General features: G+C 65.6%; 15 protein-coding genes. 12 read left to right on the top strand and 3 right to left on the bottom strand.

Features of this window, described 5'->3' with window-relative positions; genetic code table 11:
* Positions 1-28 precede the first annotated feature (28 nt).
* The 9 genes from U4Y88_RS26700 (at position 29) to U4Y88_RS26740 (ending at position 11,267) form a co-directional block, all read left to right on the top strand.
* Positions 29-1,609, top strand: coding sequence for an aldehyde dehydrogenase (NADP(+)) (locus tag U4Y88_RS26700; protein ID WP_321787507.1), 1,581 nt, complete (start codon positions 29-31; stop codon positions 1,607-1,609).
* Between the two features lie 366 nt (positions 1,610-1,975).
* The gene (locus tag U4Y88_RS26705; RefSeq protein ID WP_224015222.1) at positions 1,976-3,076 is read left to right on the top strand and encodes an extracellular solute-binding protein; all 1,101 of its coding nucleotides are present in this window, start codon (positions 1,976-1,978) and stop codon (positions 3,074-3,076) included.
* A gap of 76 nt (positions 3,077-3,152) precedes the next feature.
* On the top strand, positions 3,153-4,232 hold the full coding sequence (locus tag U4Y88_RS26710) for an ABC transporter ATP-binding protein (protein WP_321787509.1): 1,080 nt from the start codon (positions 3,153-3,155) through the stop codon (positions 4,230-4,232).
* On the top strand, positions 4,229-5,110 hold the full coding sequence (locus U4Y88_RS26715) for a sugar ABC transporter permease (RefSeq protein WP_321787511.1): 882 nt from the start codon (positions 4,229-4,231) through the stop codon (positions 5,108-5,110). Before U4Y88_RS26710 ends, U4Y88_RS26715 begins: the two co-directional genes overlap by 4 nt.
* Before the next feature lie 47 nt (positions 5,111-5,157).
* Positions 5,158-6,036, top strand: coding sequence for an ABC transporter permease (locus tag U4Y88_RS26720; RefSeq protein ID WP_321787548.1), 879 nt, complete (start codon positions 5,158-5,160; stop codon positions 6,034-6,036).
* A gap of 64 nt (positions 6,037-6,100) precedes the next feature.
* Entirely contained in the window at positions 6,101-7,861 is a 1,761-nt protein-coding gene (gene araD / locus U4Y88_RS26725) for an L-arabinonate dehydratase (protein WP_321787513.1), read from the top strand.
* A gap of 157 nt (positions 7,862-8,018) precedes the next feature.
* On the top strand, positions 8,019-9,218 hold the full coding sequence (locus tag U4Y88_RS26730) for a porin (protein WP_224014983.1): 1,200 nt from the start codon (positions 8,019-8,021) through the stop codon (positions 9,216-9,218).
* Between the two features lie 195 nt (positions 9,219-9,413).
* Positions 9,414-10,208 carry a sulfite exporter TauE/SafE family protein gene (locus U4Y88_RS26735; RefSeq protein WP_224014982.1) on the top strand — a complete coding sequence of 265 codons (795 nt, stop codon included), beginning with the start codon at positions 9,414-9,416 and terminating at the stop codon, positions 10,206-10,208.
* Positions 10,209-10,418: 210 nt separating this feature from the next.
* Positions 10,419-11,267, top strand: coding sequence for a DUF5672 family protein (locus tag U4Y88_RS26740; protein WP_321787515.1), 849 nt, complete (start codon positions 10,419-10,421; stop codon positions 11,265-11,267).
* 122 nt (positions 11,268-11,389) lie between these two features.
* On the opposite strand, the gene U4Y88_RS26745 is transcribed toward U4Y88_RS26740, so the two are convergent.
* Positions 11,390-12,214 carry an NAD-dependent epimerase/dehydratase family protein gene (locus U4Y88_RS26745; RefSeq protein ID WP_224014978.1) on the bottom strand — a complete coding sequence of 275 codons (825 nt, stop codon included), beginning with the start codon at positions 12,212-12,214 and terminating at the stop codon, positions 11,390-11,392.
* A gap of 68 nt (positions 12,215-12,282) precedes the next feature.
* Positions 12,283-13,590 carry an MFS transporter gene (locus U4Y88_RS26750; RefSeq protein ID WP_415774503.1) on the bottom strand — a complete coding sequence of 436 codons (1,308 nt, stop codon included), beginning with the start codon at positions 13,588-13,590 and terminating at the stop codon, positions 12,283-12,285.
* A gap of 538 nt (positions 13,591-14,128) precedes the next feature.
* On the opposite strand from U4Y88_RS26750, the gene U4Y88_RS26755 reads away from it, so the two are divergent.
* The 3 genes from U4Y88_RS26755 to U4Y88_RS26765 all read left to right on the top strand — a co-directional run bounded on the left by U4Y88_RS26755 (position 14,129) and on the right by U4Y88_RS26765 (position 16,729).
* The gene (locus U4Y88_RS26755) at positions 14,129-14,863 is read left to right on the top strand and encodes a ribonuclease activity regulator RraA (RefSeq protein WP_224014976.1); all 735 of its coding nucleotides are present in this window, start codon (positions 14,129-14,131) and stop codon (positions 14,861-14,863) included.
* A gap of 125 nt (positions 14,864-14,988) precedes the next feature.
* Positions 14,989-15,918: an aldose epimerase gene (locus tag U4Y88_RS26760; RefSeq protein ID WP_321787517.1), complete on the top strand. Its 930-nt coding sequence runs from the start codon at positions 14,989-14,991 to the stop codon at positions 15,916-15,918.
* A 121-nt stretch (positions 15,919-16,039) separates the two neighbouring features.
* The gene (locus U4Y88_RS26765; RefSeq protein ID WP_224014972.1) at positions 16,040-16,729 is read left to right on the top strand and encodes a FadR/GntR family transcriptional regulator; all 690 of its coding nucleotides are present in this window, start codon (positions 16,040-16,042) and stop codon (positions 16,727-16,729) included.
* Between the two features lie 134 nt (positions 16,730-16,863).
* Here U4Y88_RS26765 and phaP read toward each other — a convergent pair whose 3' ends face one another.
* Positions 16,864-17,424, bottom strand: coding sequence for a TIGR01841 family phasin (phaP, locus tag U4Y88_RS26770; protein WP_224014971.1), 561 nt, complete (start codon positions 17,422-17,424; stop codon positions 16,864-16,866).
* Positions 17,425-17,800: the final 376 nt, after the last annotated feature.

Here is a 17,800-nt window from a genome sequence, read left to right on the forward strand (position 1 = left end):
GCAACTGATTGAACTGAACGGAGCGAACATGTCGTCTATCACGGGAGCCATGCTGATCGGCGCGCAGTCGGTGCGCGGTCAGGCGGGCGAAATGCGCGCCTTCGCGCCGGCGCTCGGTAAGGATATCGAGCCGGCGTTCGGCCTCGGCAACAAGGCCGATGTCGCGCGCGCCTGCGATCTCGCGGCGCTGGCGTTCGACGCCTTCCGCGCCGCGCCGCACGAAACGCGTGCGAAGCTGCTGGAAGCGATCGCCGAGCGCATTCTCGCCATCGGCGACGAACTGATCGAACGCGCGCATCTGGAATCGGCGTTGCCGAAGGCGCGTCTGGAAGGCGAGCGCGGCCGCACGGTCGGCCAGCTGCGCCTGTTCGCAACGCTGGTGCGCGACGGCCGCTGGTGCGGCGCGGTGCTCGATTCGGCGCTGCCGGATCGCAAGCCGCTGCCGCGTTCGGACCTGCGCGCGCAGCGTATCGGCCTCGGCCCGGTCGCCGTGTTCGGCGCGAGCAATTTCCCGCTGGCGTTCTCGGTGGCGGGCGGCGACACGGCGTCGGCGCTGGCCGCCGGCTGCCCGGTGGTCGTGAAGGCGCACCTCGCGCATCCGGGCACCTCGGAACTCGTGGGCCGCGCGATCCAGCAGGCGGTCGCGGACGTCGGTCTGCCGGAAGGCGTGTTCTCGCTGATCTTCGGCGGCGGCAACGAAACGGGTGAAGCGCTGGTCGCGCATCCGGCCATCAAGGCGGTGGGCTTCACGGGCTCGCGCCGCGGCGGTCTCGCGCTCGCGCAGATCGCGTCGCAGCGCGCGGAACCGATCCCCGTCTACGCGGAAATGAGCAGCATCAACCCGATGCTCGTGCTGCCGGCGGCGCTGGCCGCGCGCGGCGAAGCGCTCGCACAGGGTTTCGTCGATTCGCTCACGATGGGCGTCGGCCAGTTCTGCACCAATCCGGGCCTCGTGCTCGCGATCGATTCGCCGGAACTCGACCGCTTCGTGACGGCCGCGAGCGCGGCGCTCACGCACAAGCCCGCGCAGACCATGCTGACGGCGGGCATCGCGTCGGCGTATGGCGATGCGGTGGCGCAGCGCAAGACCCAGGGCGTCGAGCAACTGGCCGAAGGCGCGGCAAGCGATGCGCAGTGCGCCGCGCTGCCGCTGCTGTTCAAGGCGAGCGCCGAGCAGTTCCTCGCACAGCACGCGTTGTCGGACGAGATTTTCGGACCGACCTCGATCGTCGTGGCCTGTCGCGACGAAGCGGAGCTGCTGCGCGTGGCCGAGCATCTCGAAGGCCAGCTCACGGCCACGCTGCAAATCGACCGCGACGACTACGCGATGGCCGCGCGCCTGCTGCCGGTGCTCGAACGCAAGGCCGGCCGCATTCTGGCGAACGGTTTCCCGACGGGCGTCGAGGTCTCGTACGCGATGGTTCACGGCGGCCCGTTCCCGGCCACCTCGGACGCGCGCACGACTTCGGTGGGCGCGATGGCGATCGAGCGCTTCCTGCGTCCGGTCTGCTATCAGGACCTGCCGGCGGAACTGCTGCCGGCCGCGCTCCAGGACGAGAATCCGCTGGCGCTGTGGCGTCTGCGCGACGGTGAACTGGTGCGCAAGTAAGCACTGCAAGTAACGGGCGAAGGCGCTTGCGGCGGCTCACCAGCTCTCTGCAAGCGCCTTGTCACGGGGCCGCCCGACAATCGACTCACAAGACGCTCACAAAAGCCCTGACGTTGCTTGACAACTTGATGTGTGGTTCGGCATCCTTTGACCGCGGCGAAAGTTGGCGCGAAGTTGGCAGCAGGCTGACGCGAGGCTGGCAGCAGCATGGCAACAAGCGGACGTCCAGCCGGAAATACAGGCATCAGAACGACAACAGCCGTGTATTAAAAAACCCATAATCAGATGTGAGGAGATGCGATGTTCGATGGACGCTTGAAGGCCAGCGTGCTGGCCGTATGTGTGGCGGCCGCGGCGGCGCTCGGCATGAGCGCGGCGAAGGCGGATCCCGTTTCCCTGAACATAGTCGACGTGGCCGGCAATCTGCAGCTCACGCAGAAGGCCTTCGAGGCGTTCAAGGCGAAGTACCCGAATCTCGTCTCCAACATCACGTACACCAATGCCCCCGCGCCGCAGTTGCCTGGCAAGATCAAGGCGATGCAGGCAGCAGGCCGCGCCGATATCGATCTCGTGCTCACGGGCACGGACGCGCTGGCGGCGGGCATCGAACAGAATCTGTGGATGAAGCTGCTGCCCGACCAGACGGCGGCGCTGCCGGGCGTGCTCGACAAGTACGCGCCGGGTCCGCGCAAGATGCAGGACCTTGCGCAGGGTTACGGCCTCGAAGTGTCGTATATGCCCGCCGGTCCGCTCGTCGAATACAACCCGGCCAAGGTCGCGAAGCCGCCGCACACGCCGGCTGAACTGCTCGCGTACTGCAAGGCCAATCCGGGCAAGCTCATTTATGCGCGTCCGGCCAATTCGGGTCCGGGCCGCACGTTCCTGATGGGCCTGCCGTATCTGCTCGGCGACAAGAATCCGCAAGACCCGATCAACGGCTGGGACAAGACCTGGGCCTTCCTCAAAGAGCTGAATTCGTGCGTGCCGTACTACCCGGGCGGCACCTCGGCGGTGATGAAGGAACTGGGCGAAGGCACGCGCGACATGACCGTGACGGTCACGGGCTGGGACATCAACCCGCGCGCGCTCGGCATCGTGCCGGCCGAATTCAAGGTGCAGGCGTTCGACAACATGACGTGGGTGAACGACGCGCACTTCATGGTGGTGCCCAAGGGCGTCTCGAAGGAGAAGCTCGCCGTGCTGCTCAAGCTGATGAACTTCATGCTGGAGCCGCAGCAACAGGCCATGACGTATGACGACGGCTACTTCTATCCGGGCCCGGCGGTCAACGGCGTGACGCTGTCGATGGCGCCGAAGCAGAGCCAGGACGTGATCGCCAAATACGGCCGTCCCGAATACGCGAAGTGGCTGACGCAGTATCCGCACGTCCAGCCGCTCTCGGCGCAGGCGATGGTCGCGGCGTTCCAGAAATGGGACCGCGAGGTCGGCTCGCAGAAGTCGCAGTAAAAGGGCGCGTGGCCGGGCCGTTCGCGGCCTGGCCCCGGATAAGTGGATGAGTGGAACACGTGGTCAGGAAGGTGTCATGAAGCATTCTTTCGATCGTCTGCGTCTGGACGCGGTGTGCCGCAGCTTCACGAGCGCGGAGGGCGCCCAGCTGGCGGCGCTGCGCGGTCTCGATCTGGAGATTCGCCGCGGCGAATTCATCGCGCTGCTTGGGCCGTCGGGTTGCGGCAAATCGACGGCGCTCAACTGCATTGCGGGCCTGCAGCCGCTCACGAGCGGCAGCATCTGGCTCGACGAACAACGCATCGACGTGCTGCCGCCCGAAAAGCGCGGCTTCGGCATGGTGTTCCAGAATTACGCGCTGTTCCCGCATATGTCGGTGCTCGACAACGTGGGTTTCGGCCTCAAGATGCAGGGCATCGCGCGCGACGAGGTCAAACGCCGCGCGCGCGAGGCGCTGCAACTCGTGCAGCTCGTCGGGCATGAAAGCAAGCTGCCGGGCCAGCTTTCGGGCGGCCAGCAGCAGCGCGTCGCGATTGCGCGCGCGATCGTGATCGAGCCGCCGCTCGTGCTGATGGACGAGCCGCTGTCGAACCTCGACACGCGTCTGCGTATCGAAATGCGCGCCGAAATCCGCCGCATTCACGGCCAGCTCGAACGCGCCACGATTTACGTCACGCACGACCAGGACGAGGCGCTCTCGATGGCCGACCGCATCGTCGTGATGAAAGAGGGCGTCGTGCAGCAGGTCGCCACGCCCAAGCAGATTTACAGCCGTCCCGCGAATCTGCATGTCGCGCGCTTCATGGGCTATCGCAACGTCCTGCCGTTCGCCGTGAGCGGCGAGCGCGGCGAGCATATCGCGATGTCGGCGTCGGGCATCACGCTCACGGGCGTGCCGATGGACGACGTGAAGGGCGGCGAGATCTCGGTGGCGATGCGTCCCGAAGATTTCGAGCGCGCCCACGCGGGCGATGCGAACGCGTTCGACGTCGAAGTCGAAATGGTCGAATACGGCGGCCGCGATTCGCTGCTGCTCGCGAACGCGCCGTTCGGCAAGTTGTGGGCGCGCGTGGAAGGCGAATTCGAAGCGGGCGAGCGCGCCACGCTGCGCGTCGCGCCGTCGCGCGTGCTGGCCTACGCGGAGCGCGCATCATGAGCACGCTGGCCTCGTCGATCATCAAGGCGCCGCGCGACGCGCGCGGTTGGCTCGTCGCGCCGGCGCTCGGTTTCATCATCGCGCTGTTTCTCTATCCGTTCGCCTACGGTCTCGTGCTGTCGTTCAAGCCGATGAACGGCGGCGGCGTATTCGCGAACTATCTGCAGTTCATTCACGATCTGTCGCTGTGGCCGACGGTGTTCGTCACGCTGAAACTCGCCGTGCCCGCGACGATCATCAACGTCGGGCTGTCGCTGCCGGTGGCATTCGCGCTGCGCCGCAAGTCGCCGTATCAGAAGCTCGTGACGACGCTGCTCGTGATTCCCGTCACGCTCGGCACCGTGCTGATCGCCGACGGCATGCTCAGCTACTTCGGTCCGAACGGCTGGTTCCCGCAGGCGCTGCACGCGCTGCATCTGTACACGAACGAAGAGATTCGCCTCACGCACAACTACTGGGGCGTGCTGATCTCGCTGATCGTCTCGGGTTTTCCGTTCGCCTTCCTGCTCACGCTGTCGTACGTCACGGGCATCGACCCGACGCTCGCGCGCGCGGCGGCCACGCTCGGCGCGGGGCCGTGGCAGCAGTTCCGGCAGATCTATCTGCCGCTGCTCGCGCCCGGTCTCACGATGGCCGCGTGCCTGTCGTTCGTGCAGGCGTACTCGGTGTTTCCGTCGGCGGTGCTGCTCGGCGCGCCCGCCGGTCCCACGCGCGTGATTTCGATCGCGGCGTCGGAAGCGGCGTTCGAGAGCTACGACTACTCGCTCGCCTCGACCATCGCCATCGTGATGGGCTTCGTGCAGCTCGTGGTGGTGGCGGCGATGCTCAGCGCGAAACGCTTCTTCTACTCGGGCCCGGTGAGCGGAGGGAAAGGCTGATGACCGCACATCAACGTAACGCCGCCGGTCTGCCCGCGGGCGCGCCGATGCGCGACGAACGTCCCGCGCCCGCCGCCAACGCGCCGCAGGCGAAGCCCGGCGCGAACGTGCCCGAGATCGTCTGGAAGGTGCTGGTCTGGGGCGGCGTGGTGTTCTTCCTGCTCAACGTGCTGCTGCTGATCGCGACCGTGGGCGTGAACTCCATCGCCACGCGCTGGTTCGGCACGCCGCTGCCGCAGGGCTTCACGCTGCACTGGTATGCGCAGGCGTGGCGCGACTTCCAGCTGGGCAGCGTGCTGTGGGTGACCTTCGAGGTGGTGGGCGCGGTGGTGGTGCTCTCGATCGCGCTCGGCGTGCCCGCCGCGTACGCGCTCGCGCGCGCGCAGTTTCCGGGCAAGCGCATCGCCATGCTCGTGTTCCTGCTGCCGCTGATGGTGCCGCCCGTGACCTACGGCATTCCGATGGCCACGGCGATGTATCAAACTGGTCTCGCGGGAACCTTGACCGGCGTGATCCTCGCGAACCTCGTGCCCGCGCTGCCCTTCGTGATTCTCGTGATGACGCCGTTCATCGAGCAGATCGATCCGAATCTGGAATCGGCGGCGCGCATTTTCGGCGCGAATACGCTGCGTTATTTCCGTTATGTATTGCTGCCGCTCCTCGTGCCGGGGATGCTGGCGGCGGGGCTGCTCGTGCTGGTGCGCACGATCGGCATGTTCGAACTGACTTTTTTTACCGCCGGACCCGACACGCAAACGCTCGTCGTCGCGCTGTATTACGCAGTGTTCTCGACGGGCGTGCGCGCGCCGCAGTCCATCGACGCCATGGCGATGATCTACATGGCGATCACGCTCGCATGGGTGCTGGTCGCGCTGCAGTTCGTCAGCCCGACACAACTCGTGTCGCGCGTGAAGGAATCGCGTTAGCGCGAGGTCGGCCCGCGCCGGCGGCTTTATTGACACATCCGCGGAAACACTGGAGCAAGGCAAGATGAGCAACAAGCGAAAGACCCCCGAAGAACTGCGCAGCCACCGCTGGTATGGCGTGAACGACCTGCGGTCGTTCGGCCATCGTTCGCGCTCGGCGCAGATGGGCTACAGCCGCGAGGAGTACGCGGGCAAGCCGGTGATTGCGATCCTCAACACGTGGAGCGAAATCAACCCTTGCCATACGCACTTCAAGCAGCGCGTGGAAGAGGTCAAACGCGGCATCTGGCAGGCCGGCGGTTTCCCGATCGAGCTGCCGGTGCAGACGCTCTCCGAGCCGTTCCAGAAGCCCACCACGATGCTCTATCGCAACTTCCTCGCGATGGAAACCGAGGAAACGCTGCGCTCGTATCCCGCCGACGGCGTGGTGCTGATGGGCGGTTGCGACAAGACCACGCCCGCACTGCTGCTCGGCGCGATCTCGATGAATCTGCCGACCATCTTCCTGCCCGCGGGCCCGATGCTCAACGGCAACTGGAACGGCGTGACGCTCGGCTCGGGTTCGGACACCTGGAAGTACTGGGCCGACCTGCGCGCGGGCAAGATCACCGAGCAGGACTGGCAGGGCGTGGAAGGCGGCATCGCGCGCTCGCCGGGCCACTGCATGACGATGGGCACCGCCTCGACGATGACGAGCGCGGCGGAAGCGCTCGGCTTCACGCTGCCGGGCTTCGCCTCGATTCCGGCGCCGGATTCGCGTCACGCGCAGATGTCGGCGAAGACGGGCATGCGCATCGTCGATATGGTGTGGGAAGACCTGAAGCCTTCGGACATCATCACGCGCAAGTCGGTCGACAACGCGGTGACCACGTGTCTGGCGCTGTCGGGCTCGACCAACGCGATCGTGCACATGATCGCCGTCGCGCGCCGCGCGGGTGTCGACCTGACGCTCGGCCACTACGACGACATCGCGCGCCGCACGCCGGTGCTCGCGAACGTGCGCCCGACCGGCAAGTACCTCATGGAGGACTTCTATTACGCGGGCGGTCTGCGCGCGATGCTCAAGGAGCTCGGCGATCTGATCGACGGCACGCAGATGACCGTGAACGGCAAGACGCTTGGCGAAAACATCGCCGACGCCGAGATCTATAGCGACGAAGTGATCTACCGCCGCGCCAAGCCGCTGATGCCGGACACGGGCCTCGCGGTGCTGCGCGGCAATCTTGCGCCGGACGGCGCGGTGATCAAGCCGGGCGCGGCCGAAAAGCGTCTGCACGTGCACACGGGCAAGGCCGTCGTGTTCAAGGACTACAACGACATGGCCGCGCGCATCGACAGCGAAGATCTCGACTGCGACGAGAACAGCGTGATCGTGCTGCAGCACGCCGGTCCGGTGGGCGCGCCGGGCATGCCCGAGTGGGGCCAACTGCCGATTCCGCAAAAGATTCTGCAGAAGGGCGTGCGCGACATGCTGCGTATTTCCGACGCGCGCATGAGCGGCACGAGCTACGGCGCGTGCGTGCTGCACGTGGCCCCGGAATCGTTCATCGGCGGTCCGCTCGCGCTGGTCAAGGACGGCGACCTGATCGAGATGAACGTGCCGGAGCGCCGCCTGAACGTGCTGATTTCCGACGAGGAAATGGCGCGCCGCAAGGCCGAGTGGGTCGCACCGGAACCGCGCTTCACGCGCGGCTATGGCGCGATGTACCAGATGCACGTCATGCAGGCCAACAACGGCTGCGAATTCGACTTCATGCAGCGTGACGGCGCCGGCGGTTCGTGCGGCGGCGGTGTCAAGGGCGGCGGCGAGCCCGAGATTCACTAAGCCGCGACTGAGCAGCACAGGTTCGACGCGGTTGATCGCGGCGCGCGCGGCGGGGCTTGGCCGCCGCGCGCGCCAGCGATGCTGGAGGAGCACACGCAATACGATTCACACGTAGTTAAAAAAGCAATACATCACAACGATTACATCAGGAGTACAGATGAAGAAGACCATTCTCGCTTCCACGCTTGGACTCGCCGCACTGGGCGCGCACGCCCAGAGCAGCGTCACGCTCTACGGTATCGTCGATACCGGCATCGGTTATCAAAGCAGCGCCACGTCGCTCGGCAAGACCTCGGGCGGCCACGCGCTCGTCAAGATGGCGCAGGGCATCTGGGCCGGTTCGCGTTTCGGCTTCAAGGGCAGCGAAGATCTGGGCGGCGGCACGCGCGCGATCTTCCAGCTCGAAGAAGGCTATAATTCGGCCACCGGCGCTCAATCGACCTCGGGCCTGATGTTCAGCCGTGCGGCTTTCGTCGGTCTTGCGAACCAGCAGTACGGTACGTTGACGGCGGGCCGCCAGTACGCGCCGTACTACACGCTGCTCTCGCCCTACAGCCCGACCAACTGGCTCACGGGCGCCTACGGCGCGCACCCGGGCGACCTCGACTCGATGGATACGATCTACCGCATCAACAATGCGCTGGTCTACACCTCGCCGAACTTCGCGGGCTTCACGTTCAGCGGCATGTACGCGCTCGGCGGCGTGGCGGGCAGCACGAACGCCGGTTCGTCGTGGAGCGTCGCGGCCAACTATATTCACGGTCCGGTCGGTATCGCCGTGGGCTTCGAGCGTCTGAACAACGCGACCAACGGCGGCGGCACGTGGAGCTCCAGCTCGACGGCCTACAGCGGCGGCGAGCCGGGCGTCTCGGCCATCACCAATGGCTACCAGACCGCGCAGGCGCAGCAGCGCTTCGCCGTGACGGGCGGCTATGCCTTCAACTCGCAATGGGATATTTCGGCATCCTATTCGAACGTGCAGTACATCGCGGGCTCGGGCTCGAAGTTCTTCGACACGCAGATCTGGAACACGGGCGGCGTGGTGCTGCACTACAAGCCGTTCACGGTGCTGGATCTGGGCGCGGGCTACAGCTACACGCGCGCGACCAAGGCGAACGGCATCACGAGCGCGGCGTCGTACCAGCAGTTCAACCTCTCGCAGTACTACAGCCTGTCGAAGCGCACGGGCCTGTACTTCGTCGAGGCGTACCAGCGCGCGGGCGGCCAGACGCTCGGCACGGACGGCGCGGGCAACATCATCAACGCGACGGCCGATATCGGCGACGGTCAGAACAGCGCGCCGTCCTCGTCGCGCAGCCAGTTCGCAGGCGCGATCGGCATTATTCACCGGTTCTGATTTCACGTTCCGAGGGAGTCTTTGCGGCGGCGCCGGTTGGCGCCGCCGTTTTTTTTGCGCGCGCGAATCGAAGTGACCTGGAGTGAAGCGGGGCCGCGCCTGTGACGTTCCGTCGCCTGCGCTATCATGCAGCCCCCGGCATCGCGAAACGCTCTCGCGCCATCGCGGCCGCTCATTCACGCACTCAACGTCGCGATGCTCGAATCCCTTCTTTCCGGCGGCGTCCTGCTGCCCCACATGCAGGCGCTGGACACCTGGCAACTCGTCGGCCTCGCCGTGGCGCTGGTGCTCGGCGGCATGGTGAAGGGCGTGAGCGGCATCGGCGTGCCGCTCGTCGCCATGCCGATCCTCACGCAGTTCCTGCCCGTCAAGCAGGCCGTGCTGCTGCTGTCGATGCCGATCATCCTCGGCAACATTCCGCAGGCGCTCGAAGGCGGCGAGTTGTGGAAGACGATCAAGCACATCGCTGCGCCGCTGATCGGTACGGTGATCGGCAACGTGGTGGGCGTGTCGGTGCTGATCCGGCTCGAACCGCATCACGCGCAGGCGGCCTCGGGCCTCGCGCTGGCCGTGGCGGCCGGCTTGCTGCTCGCGTCGCCGAAACTCACGCTCTCGCCCGCGCTCGTGCGGCCCGTGGGCTTCGCGCTCGGCTTCGGCGCGGCGCTGATGGAGAGCATCGCCTCGGTGCCAGGTCCGCTGCTCGCGATGTATCTGATCGCCACGGGCGCGACGGGCCGCGCGTTCACCAAGCAGATCGCGATCATCCTCGTGGTCTCGGTGCTCACGCTGATCACCACGTTCAGCGGCGGCGCGCATGCGAACGGCGCGGATCTCGCGATTTCGGCGCTCGCGAGCCTGCCCGCGATCGTCGGCATGCTGCTGATCCGGCCGCTGCGCGACAAGCTGCATCCGCTCGCGTTTCGCATCGTCGTGCTGGTGTGCGTGGTGGCGGCCGCAGTGCAGATGATCGTGAAATCGGGCGTGTTGTGAGGGCCTGATTCGCGCGGTTCGCGAGAGGGCGCCTTGATCGGCGCCCTTTTTTATTGCCAGCCGCCGCGCTGACGCACGTCAATCGCCGCAGCAACTTTTCTGTAATCGTGACAGGAATTGACTGTCGGCGATTCCCGGCAAAAGCGGATTCGCCTAGTCTCGCGGCTTTCGCTGCCGCGCGCGATCGTTCTGTCGCCGCGCTCCCATCCCATGAACGCCCGTCAACTTCCCGATCTGCGCGACGTCACGATCTGCGCCGCCGATACGATCAACCCTGCGCTCGCGGCCCGTGCGCTCGATCTCTCGATGCGTCAATGCCAGTTCGGCGACGCGATCCTGTTCACGCACGAATCCGTGCCCACGCACGCGCGCATCGTGCCCATCGAGCGCATCAAATCGCGCGAGGACTATTCGGTCTTCATGATCAAGGAGCTGGTGAAGCATATCGCGACGCCCTGGGTGCTGGTCGTGCAATGGGACGGCTATGTGGTGGACGGATCGCAATGGCGCGACGCGTTTTTCGACTACGACTACCTGGGCGCGGCCTGGTACTTTTACGGCGATGGCATGGACGTCGGCAACGGCGGGTTTTCGTTGCGCTCCACGCGGCTGCTGAAGGCGCTCGCGAGCGATCGCTTCGTCTGTCCCGCCGATGCGATCGAAGACACGCTCATTTGCCGGACCTGGCGTCGCGAGCTGGAAAGCGGGTACGGCGTGCGCTTTGCGCCTGCCGACGTGGCGCGTCGCTTCGCGTACGAATATGAAATGCCGGCTAATCCCACGCTGGGATTTCACGGCGTCTTCAACATGTGGCGGCACGTGGACGACCACGAGATGATGGCGATCGCGAGCGCGCTCGATCTGCGCACCTTTGCGTCGAGAGAGTGTCTGCAACTGCTGATCAAGTATTGCGATCTGCAGAAGTTCGCGTGCGTGAAGCCGCTCTATGCGCGCTACAAGGCGCAGTGGAACCGGGAGGTGATCGTCGCCGCGCTGATGAAGGCCGGTGTGGCCGAGGCGCGGGTCGAGAATGTGCTCGCGCTGTGCGAGGCGGCCTGAAGCGATCCGCTTGAATCGACCCGCCTGAAGCGATCGGCCTGAAATCGGAGGGTCAAAAAAAACGGCCTGAGCGCGATGACTCAGGCCGTGGCGCATTCTCAGCGTGCGCGTGACAGGCGATATCAGCCGCGCTTGCCGCGCTGTTCGACCGGCGTGAAATCGAAGCTCGCGAAGCTGCCGCCCTGATAGCGCTGCGCGGTCGCGTCGAGCGGGTTGTCCTTCGCGAGAATCTCCGCCGCGAAATCTTCCGAATTCTGCTTCGGCACGTAACCGAGACGCTTCGCGTCGTCGTGTTCGCCTTCCTGCACCCAGTAGCTGCGCGTGTTGTTCGACACGCCCCAGACCACGGCAAAGCCGATCGATTCCACGTTGATCACGCGATCGATGAGATGGAACAGATCGTCGTGGCCGAACCACGTGCTCAGATGGCGGAACTCGGTCGGCTTCGGCAGGCAGCTGCCGATGCGCACGTTCACGGTTTCGATGCCGTGCTTGTCCCAGTAGAGGCGGGCGAGCGATTCGCCCCAGGCCTTCGAGAGACCATAGAAGCCGTCCGGGCGGAACGCGCAATCGAGGTCGAGCTTGTCGTCGACGGAATACATGCCGATCGCGTGATTCGAGCTTGCGAACAGAATGCGCTTCACGCCGTGGCGGCGCGCGCCTTCGTAGACTTCCACGAGGCCGCGCAGATTGTTCTCGATGATCTCGGGCAGCGGACGCTCGACGCTCGTGCCGGCCATGTGGATCAGCACGTCGACGCCGTCGAGCAGGCGGTCGACCACTGCGGGATCGCGCAGGTCGCCGTGCATGACGTCTTCGCCCGCGACGAGCGGTTCGAGCGGCTTCGTGCCGGCCGCGGATCGCAGGTTCACGCCGCGCTCGAGCAGGCCCTTGCGCAATACGGTGCCGAGCTGGCCGGCGGCGCCGGACAATGCAACTTTCTTCACAGTGGATTACCTCACATAAAAACGCCAAAAGCCGGCGCCCTCGCGGACGCCGGCCGGTGATGAGCCGATCAGGCCTTCACGTTGTGCGCGGACTGGAGCGCGGCGGCCGCCGTGTCGTCGCGCTGCTGGTTCGAGATCAGACGCCAGGCCACGCAGGCGCCGATCAGGTCGAACAACATCAGGCAGACGAACAGGGGGTTATAGCCGATCGTGCTGGCCAGTGCGCCGACGATGAGCGAGAACACCGTCGCGCCGAGATAGCCGAACATGCCCGAGAGACCCGTTGCCGTCGCCACTTCATGCTGGCCGAACACGTCCGAGGCGAGCGTGAACAGGGCGCCGGAAATCGTCTGGTGCGCGAAGGTGCCGACGCAGAAGAGGGCGATCGCGGCATACGGGCTCGCGACTAGACCCACGCAAGCCGGTCCGATCATCAGCACTGCGCCGGTCGTGATGACGAGCTTGCGCGAGGTGATCAGCGAGCAGCCGAACCAGCGGATGAACAGCGGCGCGAGGTAGCCGCCGATCAGGCAGCCGAGGTCGGCGGCGAGGAACGGCATCCACGCGAACAGCGCGATTTCCTTCAGGTTCATGTGGCGCACGGTGACCATGTACAGCGGAATCCACGCGCCGAAGGTCTGCCATGCCGGCTCGGCCAGCATGCGCGGAATGCCGATGCCCCAGAAGCGGCGCGTCTTGAGTACTTCCTTGAACGAGGCGCGCTGCTTGCCCGACGCTTTCTGCGCAGGGGTTTGACCGGCGCGGATGTAGTCGGCTTCTTCCTGCGAGAGCTTCGGGTGCTCGGCGGGCGTCTTGAAGAACACGAGCCAGAGCGCGACCCAGATCAGCGCCACGCCGCCGGTCAGGACGAACGCGAATTGCCAGTTGTACTTGAGAATGCACCACACCACGAGCGGCGGGGCGATCATCGCGCCGATCGACGTGCCGGTGTTGAGCCAGCCGGTCGCGACCGAGCGCTCCTTGGCCGGGAACCACTGGCTGATCGCCTTCATGCCCGCCGGGAAGATCGCGGCTTCGCTCATGCCGAGCAGGCCGCGGAAGAACGCGAGCGAGGGCCAGGTGGTGGCGAGACCGTGCAGCATGTTGGCGATGGCCCAGCCGAACGCGAAGATGGCGAAGCCGATCTTGACGCCGACGGAGTCGAGCACGAAGCCGGCGATCGGCTGCGAGAGCGCATAGCAGGCCTGGAACGCCGTGACCACGTACGAGTACTGCTGCGTGGTCATGTGCATCGTCTGCGTGAGCGTGGGCGCCGCCACGGAAAGCGAACTGCGCGCGAGATAGTTGAAGATCGTGCCAATCATGATGAGGCCGATGATCCACCACCGAAGCCCCTTGATAGTCTTGCGTTGCACTGCTCGTCTCCTGCTGTTGTCGGGTGCGGGCACGGTGGAGGCCGTGCCGGACGATGCGCCCGGATGGAAGTTGTATGCGTGTGCCAGGTGTGTCTTGCGGCTGGCCAGTGTCACTGGACGCCGCGTTTTTTCAGCCGTGTTGTTCGAATCGCTGTTGGGCCGTGACGCGGTGCTAATCGGATCGAATCGCCCGGTCATGTAAGACATCATTCTATTTGCCGCAAAGTTGTAAAGCAAATCTTGTGTGGATGGGGATTTCCCTAATGCGCGGGCGTCTCGCGGCGGGGCCGGATGATGGGCGTGACCGGCGAGGGAAGGTGCGATCAGGCGGGGAATGCCGCGTGAATCGGCGTGACGGACGATCGGCGGGTTGTCGGATGACTGCGTGGAAAGCGCGCCGCTGCGGGCTGGTTGACAATTTTCGTGTTGTATTACAACAATGCGGACATTGCACCGACCGCCGCTCGCCGGATTGCCGGATCGGCATCGGACCCGCTTCTGCGCGGTCCTCGCGCACCACAACAACGGACGAGACACGATGAATTCACCCGCCATCCCCGTCAGCGAACTTGCGCTCGAACAACTGCGCCACGTTTCCAACGCGACGCTCACCACCCAGCTTTTCAAGCGCGGCCTGCGCAATGTGTTCCTGCAGGGCGTGCATCCGCTCGCCGCGCCGGCGGTGGGCGCGCCGAACCTCGTCGGCCCGGCCTTCACGATGCGCAACATCCCGGCGCGCGAGGATCTCGACCAGTTGAGCGCGTTCCAGAATCCCGAGCACCCGCAGCGCAAGGGCGTCGAAACCGTGCCCGCGGGCGCGGTGCTCGTGCAGGATTGCCGCGGCGTGACCGATGCGGCGTCGATGGGCTCGATCCTCGCCACGCGCATGAAGGTGCGCGGCGTGGCGGGCATGGTCTCGGACGGCCCGGTGCGCGACAGCGCGACCATCGCCGCGCTCGGCATTCCGGTGTTCTGCGCGGGCGCGTCGGCGCCGCTGAATCTCTGCAAGCACCACACGGTCGATCTGAACGTGCCGATCGGCTGCGGCGGCGTGGCCGTCTATCCGGGCGACATCATCGTCGGCGACGCCGATGGCGTGGTCGTGATTCCGCGTCATCTGGCCGAGGAAGTCGCGCAGGCGGCCTTCGAGCAGGAAGAACTCGAATGCTTCATCACCGAGCGCATCGAGGCGGGCGCGGCGCTGCCGGGCACCTATCCGCCGAACGAGGCGACGCTGGCCGCCTTCGCCGAATGGAAGAAAGCGCGCGCGTGAGCGGCGCGGCGGTGATCGGTGCGGGCGCGCAGGGCGTGTCCGCGCCGGAGTTCGCGGGCGCGCGCTGAAGGCGGCGCGTGCTCCGATAACCAACCCTACCTGCGCGAATTCACGCGAAGCACGCCATGCCGAAGTTTCAGGATCAGGACGTCATCGAAATCGTGCGCGGCGGCTCGCTGCTGCGCGTCGCGCCGCAAGCGGGCGGACGGCTGCTGTCGTGGCACCGGCACGGCGAGCCCATCATCCATTGGCCCGACGACGCCGACTGGCGTCAGCCCGCGCTCGTGCGCGGCGGCAATCCGCTGCTGTTTCCGTTTATCGCGCGGCATCGCGTGGATGGCGTGATCGGGCGTTGGCGCGATGCGCAGGGCGTCGTGCGCGAGGTGCCGCTGCACGGCTTCGCGCGCGATCTGCCGTTCGCGGCGCAAGTCGATGCAGCGGGCGATGGCGTGCGCATGACGCTCACGGACAGCGAGGCGACGCACGCGGGCTATCCGTTCCCTTTCCGCTTCGAGGCCGCGTACCGGCTCGTCGACGACGCCACGCTCGAAGTCGAACTGACGACCACGAATACGGCGATCGAAGGCGCTGCGCTTTTGCCTTCGCTTTTGCCCTACTACGCGGGCCATCATTTCTACTTCGCGCTGCCGCACGCGCAGCGCGGCTCGGCCAGCCTGACGCTGCCGCGCAACGTCTACCGTCACCAGCTCGCCGACGGCACGACGACCGCGCCCACGCCCGGCGCGACGCGCTACCGCTTCGACGATCCGCAGATTGTCGACCGTTTTCATTGTCTCGACGGCGAACCCGAACGCACGGTGCGCATCGAGATGCCCACGCTGCGGCGCGCGATCGACATCGACCTGCGCCGTCCCGGTTCGGTGCCGTGGTACGCCGTGACCTCGTGGACGCTCGCGCCCGATTCGGACTTCTACTGCGTCGAGCCCTGGCTCGGCCTGCCCGATGCGATCCACAGCGGCCTCGGGCTGCGCCGGCTCGCGCCGGGGCAAAGCGAAACCGCGACGTTGCGGCTAGTTGTCAGCGATTTGGCGTAAGCGCGTGAAATCGCCGCAGCGCACGCCGTGCGGGGCGTCGAAAGCTGAAGATTCGCGCGAAGCGCGCCGCCAATGACTTACAATCCCCGACATACCTGACAACCTACGCGTAGCACTGACCATGGCTGAGCAGAAAGCGCCGAATATGCCGGCGCGGATTTACAGCGACATCCTGAACCGCATCATCGAAGGCGAATACAAGGAAGGGGAGCGCCTGCCGACCGAGCACATGCTCGCGGAACGCTTCGCGACCTCGCGTCCGACCGTGCGCGAAGCGCTCGCGCAACTGCGCGCGGACGGCATCATCGCCACGCGCCACGGTTCGGGCACCACGGTCATGCGCCGTCCCGATCCCGACGTGCGCCGCTTCGCGCCGCTCGAAACGTTGTCGGACATCCGTCGCTGCTACGAATACCGCGTGGTGGTGGAGTCGGGCGCCGCGTCGCTCGCCGCGCAGAAGGCCGACGACGCCGACATCGCCGCGATCCGCCACGAGTGGGACAATCTGCAAACCATCATCGAGACTTCGGGCATCGGCGCGAAGGACGACTTCGCCTTCCATATGGCCGTGGCGCGCGCCTCGAAGAACCAGTTCTTCATCACCGCGCTGTCGGGCATCCAGGAGCAGATGGTGTTCAGCATGAACCTGTCGCGCAATCTGTCGCTCGTGAAGTCGATCGAGCGCCAGCGCATCGTGCAGCAGGAACACCTCGAAGTGCTCGAAGCCATTCAGGCGCGCAACGCCGAGCGTGCCGCGCAAGCGATGCGCGATCACCTCGAACACGCCGTGAGCCGGATGTTCGGTTCCTGATCCGTTCGCAGCATCCCTACGCACCGCCCATAGAAAAAGCGGGTTTCGTTTGCACGAAACCCGCTTTTTTCACATCTGTCGCCCGCTCACCGGCGCGTGGCCGGCGAGGGCGCGTGCGCTTTGCGCGCAGCAGCTTAAGCCGTTTGCTTGGCGGCGCGCGTGGCTTGCGCGGCGGCCTTCGAAGCGGCCTTGGTGACGGCTTCGAAGTTCGTTTCCGCCATTTCGGCGGCTTGCTTCGCGGCCTTGTTCACCGAGTCGTACGCGCCTTGTGCTGCCGTGATGGCCGACTTGAAGGCGGCGACCGCGGTTTCCGAGCCGGCCGGTGCGTTCTTCGCCGCGTTGTCGACGAAGGTTTGCACGGCGTGTTGCTGCTGCTCGATCTGGCTTTGCGCGGCCTGAGCGAATTCCGACTGTGCGGCCGAGACGATGGCGTACACGTTGCGGCCATAGGCCAGCGCCTTTTCGGCGGCCGGCTGCGCGAAGCCCGCTTGCAGCGCGAAGAAGCCTTGCGGGTCCTTCGACGACAGCGAGCGCTGCGCGTGTTCCTGGCCTTCGGCGATTGCTGCGCGGGCCGTTTCGATGTTCAGTTCAGCCAGCTTGACCGCACCTTCGAACGCCTTGGTCGTGAGACCAAAGAGGGCTTCGAGACCGGCTTTCTGGGTGGCGGCGAATTGTTCGGGAGTGGGCAGAGACATGTCGTTGTTCCTGATTGTAGGGACCGCTACGCGTCGGTTCCGTGGCGAATAAAAGAGGACTTTCAGTCGAATCGATCACCGGGTCGCGCATTGATGCGATGCAGCAATCGAGTTCATGATATCGCAAAAGAAGCCTGTGTCAAGCACTTTATTGTGCGTCGCAACATTTCAGTAAACGCTTGATTCGCATCGGAAATAGTTGTCGATGTGCGGGGCGTTCGACAGGTGGAAATTGCCGATGCGAAACACATGAAGCCGATCGGAAAAACGCGCCGCCGACACATGTTTCCGATCGGCAACGCGCCGCCGCGCGGCCGGCAATCAACCCGTGTCAAGACGCGGCACGAGTTAGGCGCATCGCCTGGCTCATCCGTGC

Source organism: Paraburkholderia sp. J94 (assembly GCF_905220285.1).
Classification (GTDB): domain Bacteria; phylum Pseudomonadota; class Gammaproteobacteria; order Burkholderiales; family Burkholderiaceae; genus Paraburkholderia; species Paraburkholderia tropica_A.

Bases quoted from the DNA above. Each gene is read 5' to 3' on its own strand.
- U4Y88_RS26760 (WP_321787517.1), top strand. From the start codon at position 14,989: ATGCCGAAGTTTCAGGATCAGGACGTCATCGAAATCGTGCGCGGCGGC.
- U4Y88_RS26735 (WP_224014982.1), top strand. From the start codon at position 9,414: ATGCTCGAATCCCTTCTTTCCGGCGGCGTCCTGCTGCCCCACATGCAG.
- U4Y88_RS26765 (WP_224014972.1), top strand. From the start codon at position 16,040: ATGGCTGAGCAGAAAGCGCCGAATATGCCGGCGCGGATTTACAGCGAC.
- U4Y88_RS26740 (WP_321787515.1), top strand. From the start codon at position 10,419: ATGAACGCCCGTCAACTTCCCGATCTGCGCGACGTCACGATCTGCGCC.
- U4Y88_RS26715 (WP_321787511.1), top strand. From the start codon at position 4,229: ATGAGCACGCTGGCCTCGTCGATCATCAAGGCGCCGCGCGACGCGCGC.
- U4Y88_RS26730 (WP_224014983.1), top strand. From the start codon at position 8,019: ATGAAGAAGACCATTCTCGCTTCCACGCTTGGACTCGCCGCACTGGGC.
- U4Y88_RS26700 (WP_321787507.1), top strand. From the start codon at position 29: ATGTCGTCTATCACGGGAGCCATGCTGATCGGCGCGCAGTCGGTGCGC.
- U4Y88_RS26720 (WP_321787548.1), top strand. From the start codon at position 5,158: ATGCGCGACGAACGTCCCGCGCCCGCCGCCAACGCGCCGCAGGCGAAG.
- phaP (WP_224014971.1), bottom strand. From the start codon at position 17,424: ATGTCTCTGCCCACTCCCGAACAATTCGCCGCCACCCAGAAAGCCGGT.
- U4Y88_RS26705 (WP_224015222.1), top strand. From the start codon at position 1,976: ATGAGCGCGGCGAAGGCGGATCCCGTTTCCCTGAACATAGTCGACGTG.
- araD (WP_321787513.1), top strand. From the start codon at position 6,101: ATGAGCAACAAGCGAAAGACCCCCGAAGAACTGCGCAGCCACCGCTGG.
- U4Y88_RS26755 (WP_224014976.1), top strand. From the start codon at position 14,129: ATGAATTCACCCGCCATCCCCGTCAGCGAACTTGCGCTCGAACAACTG.
- U4Y88_RS26710 (WP_321787509.1), top strand. From the start codon at position 3,153: ATGAAGCATTCTTTCGATCGTCTGCGTCTGGACGCGGTGTGCCGCAGC.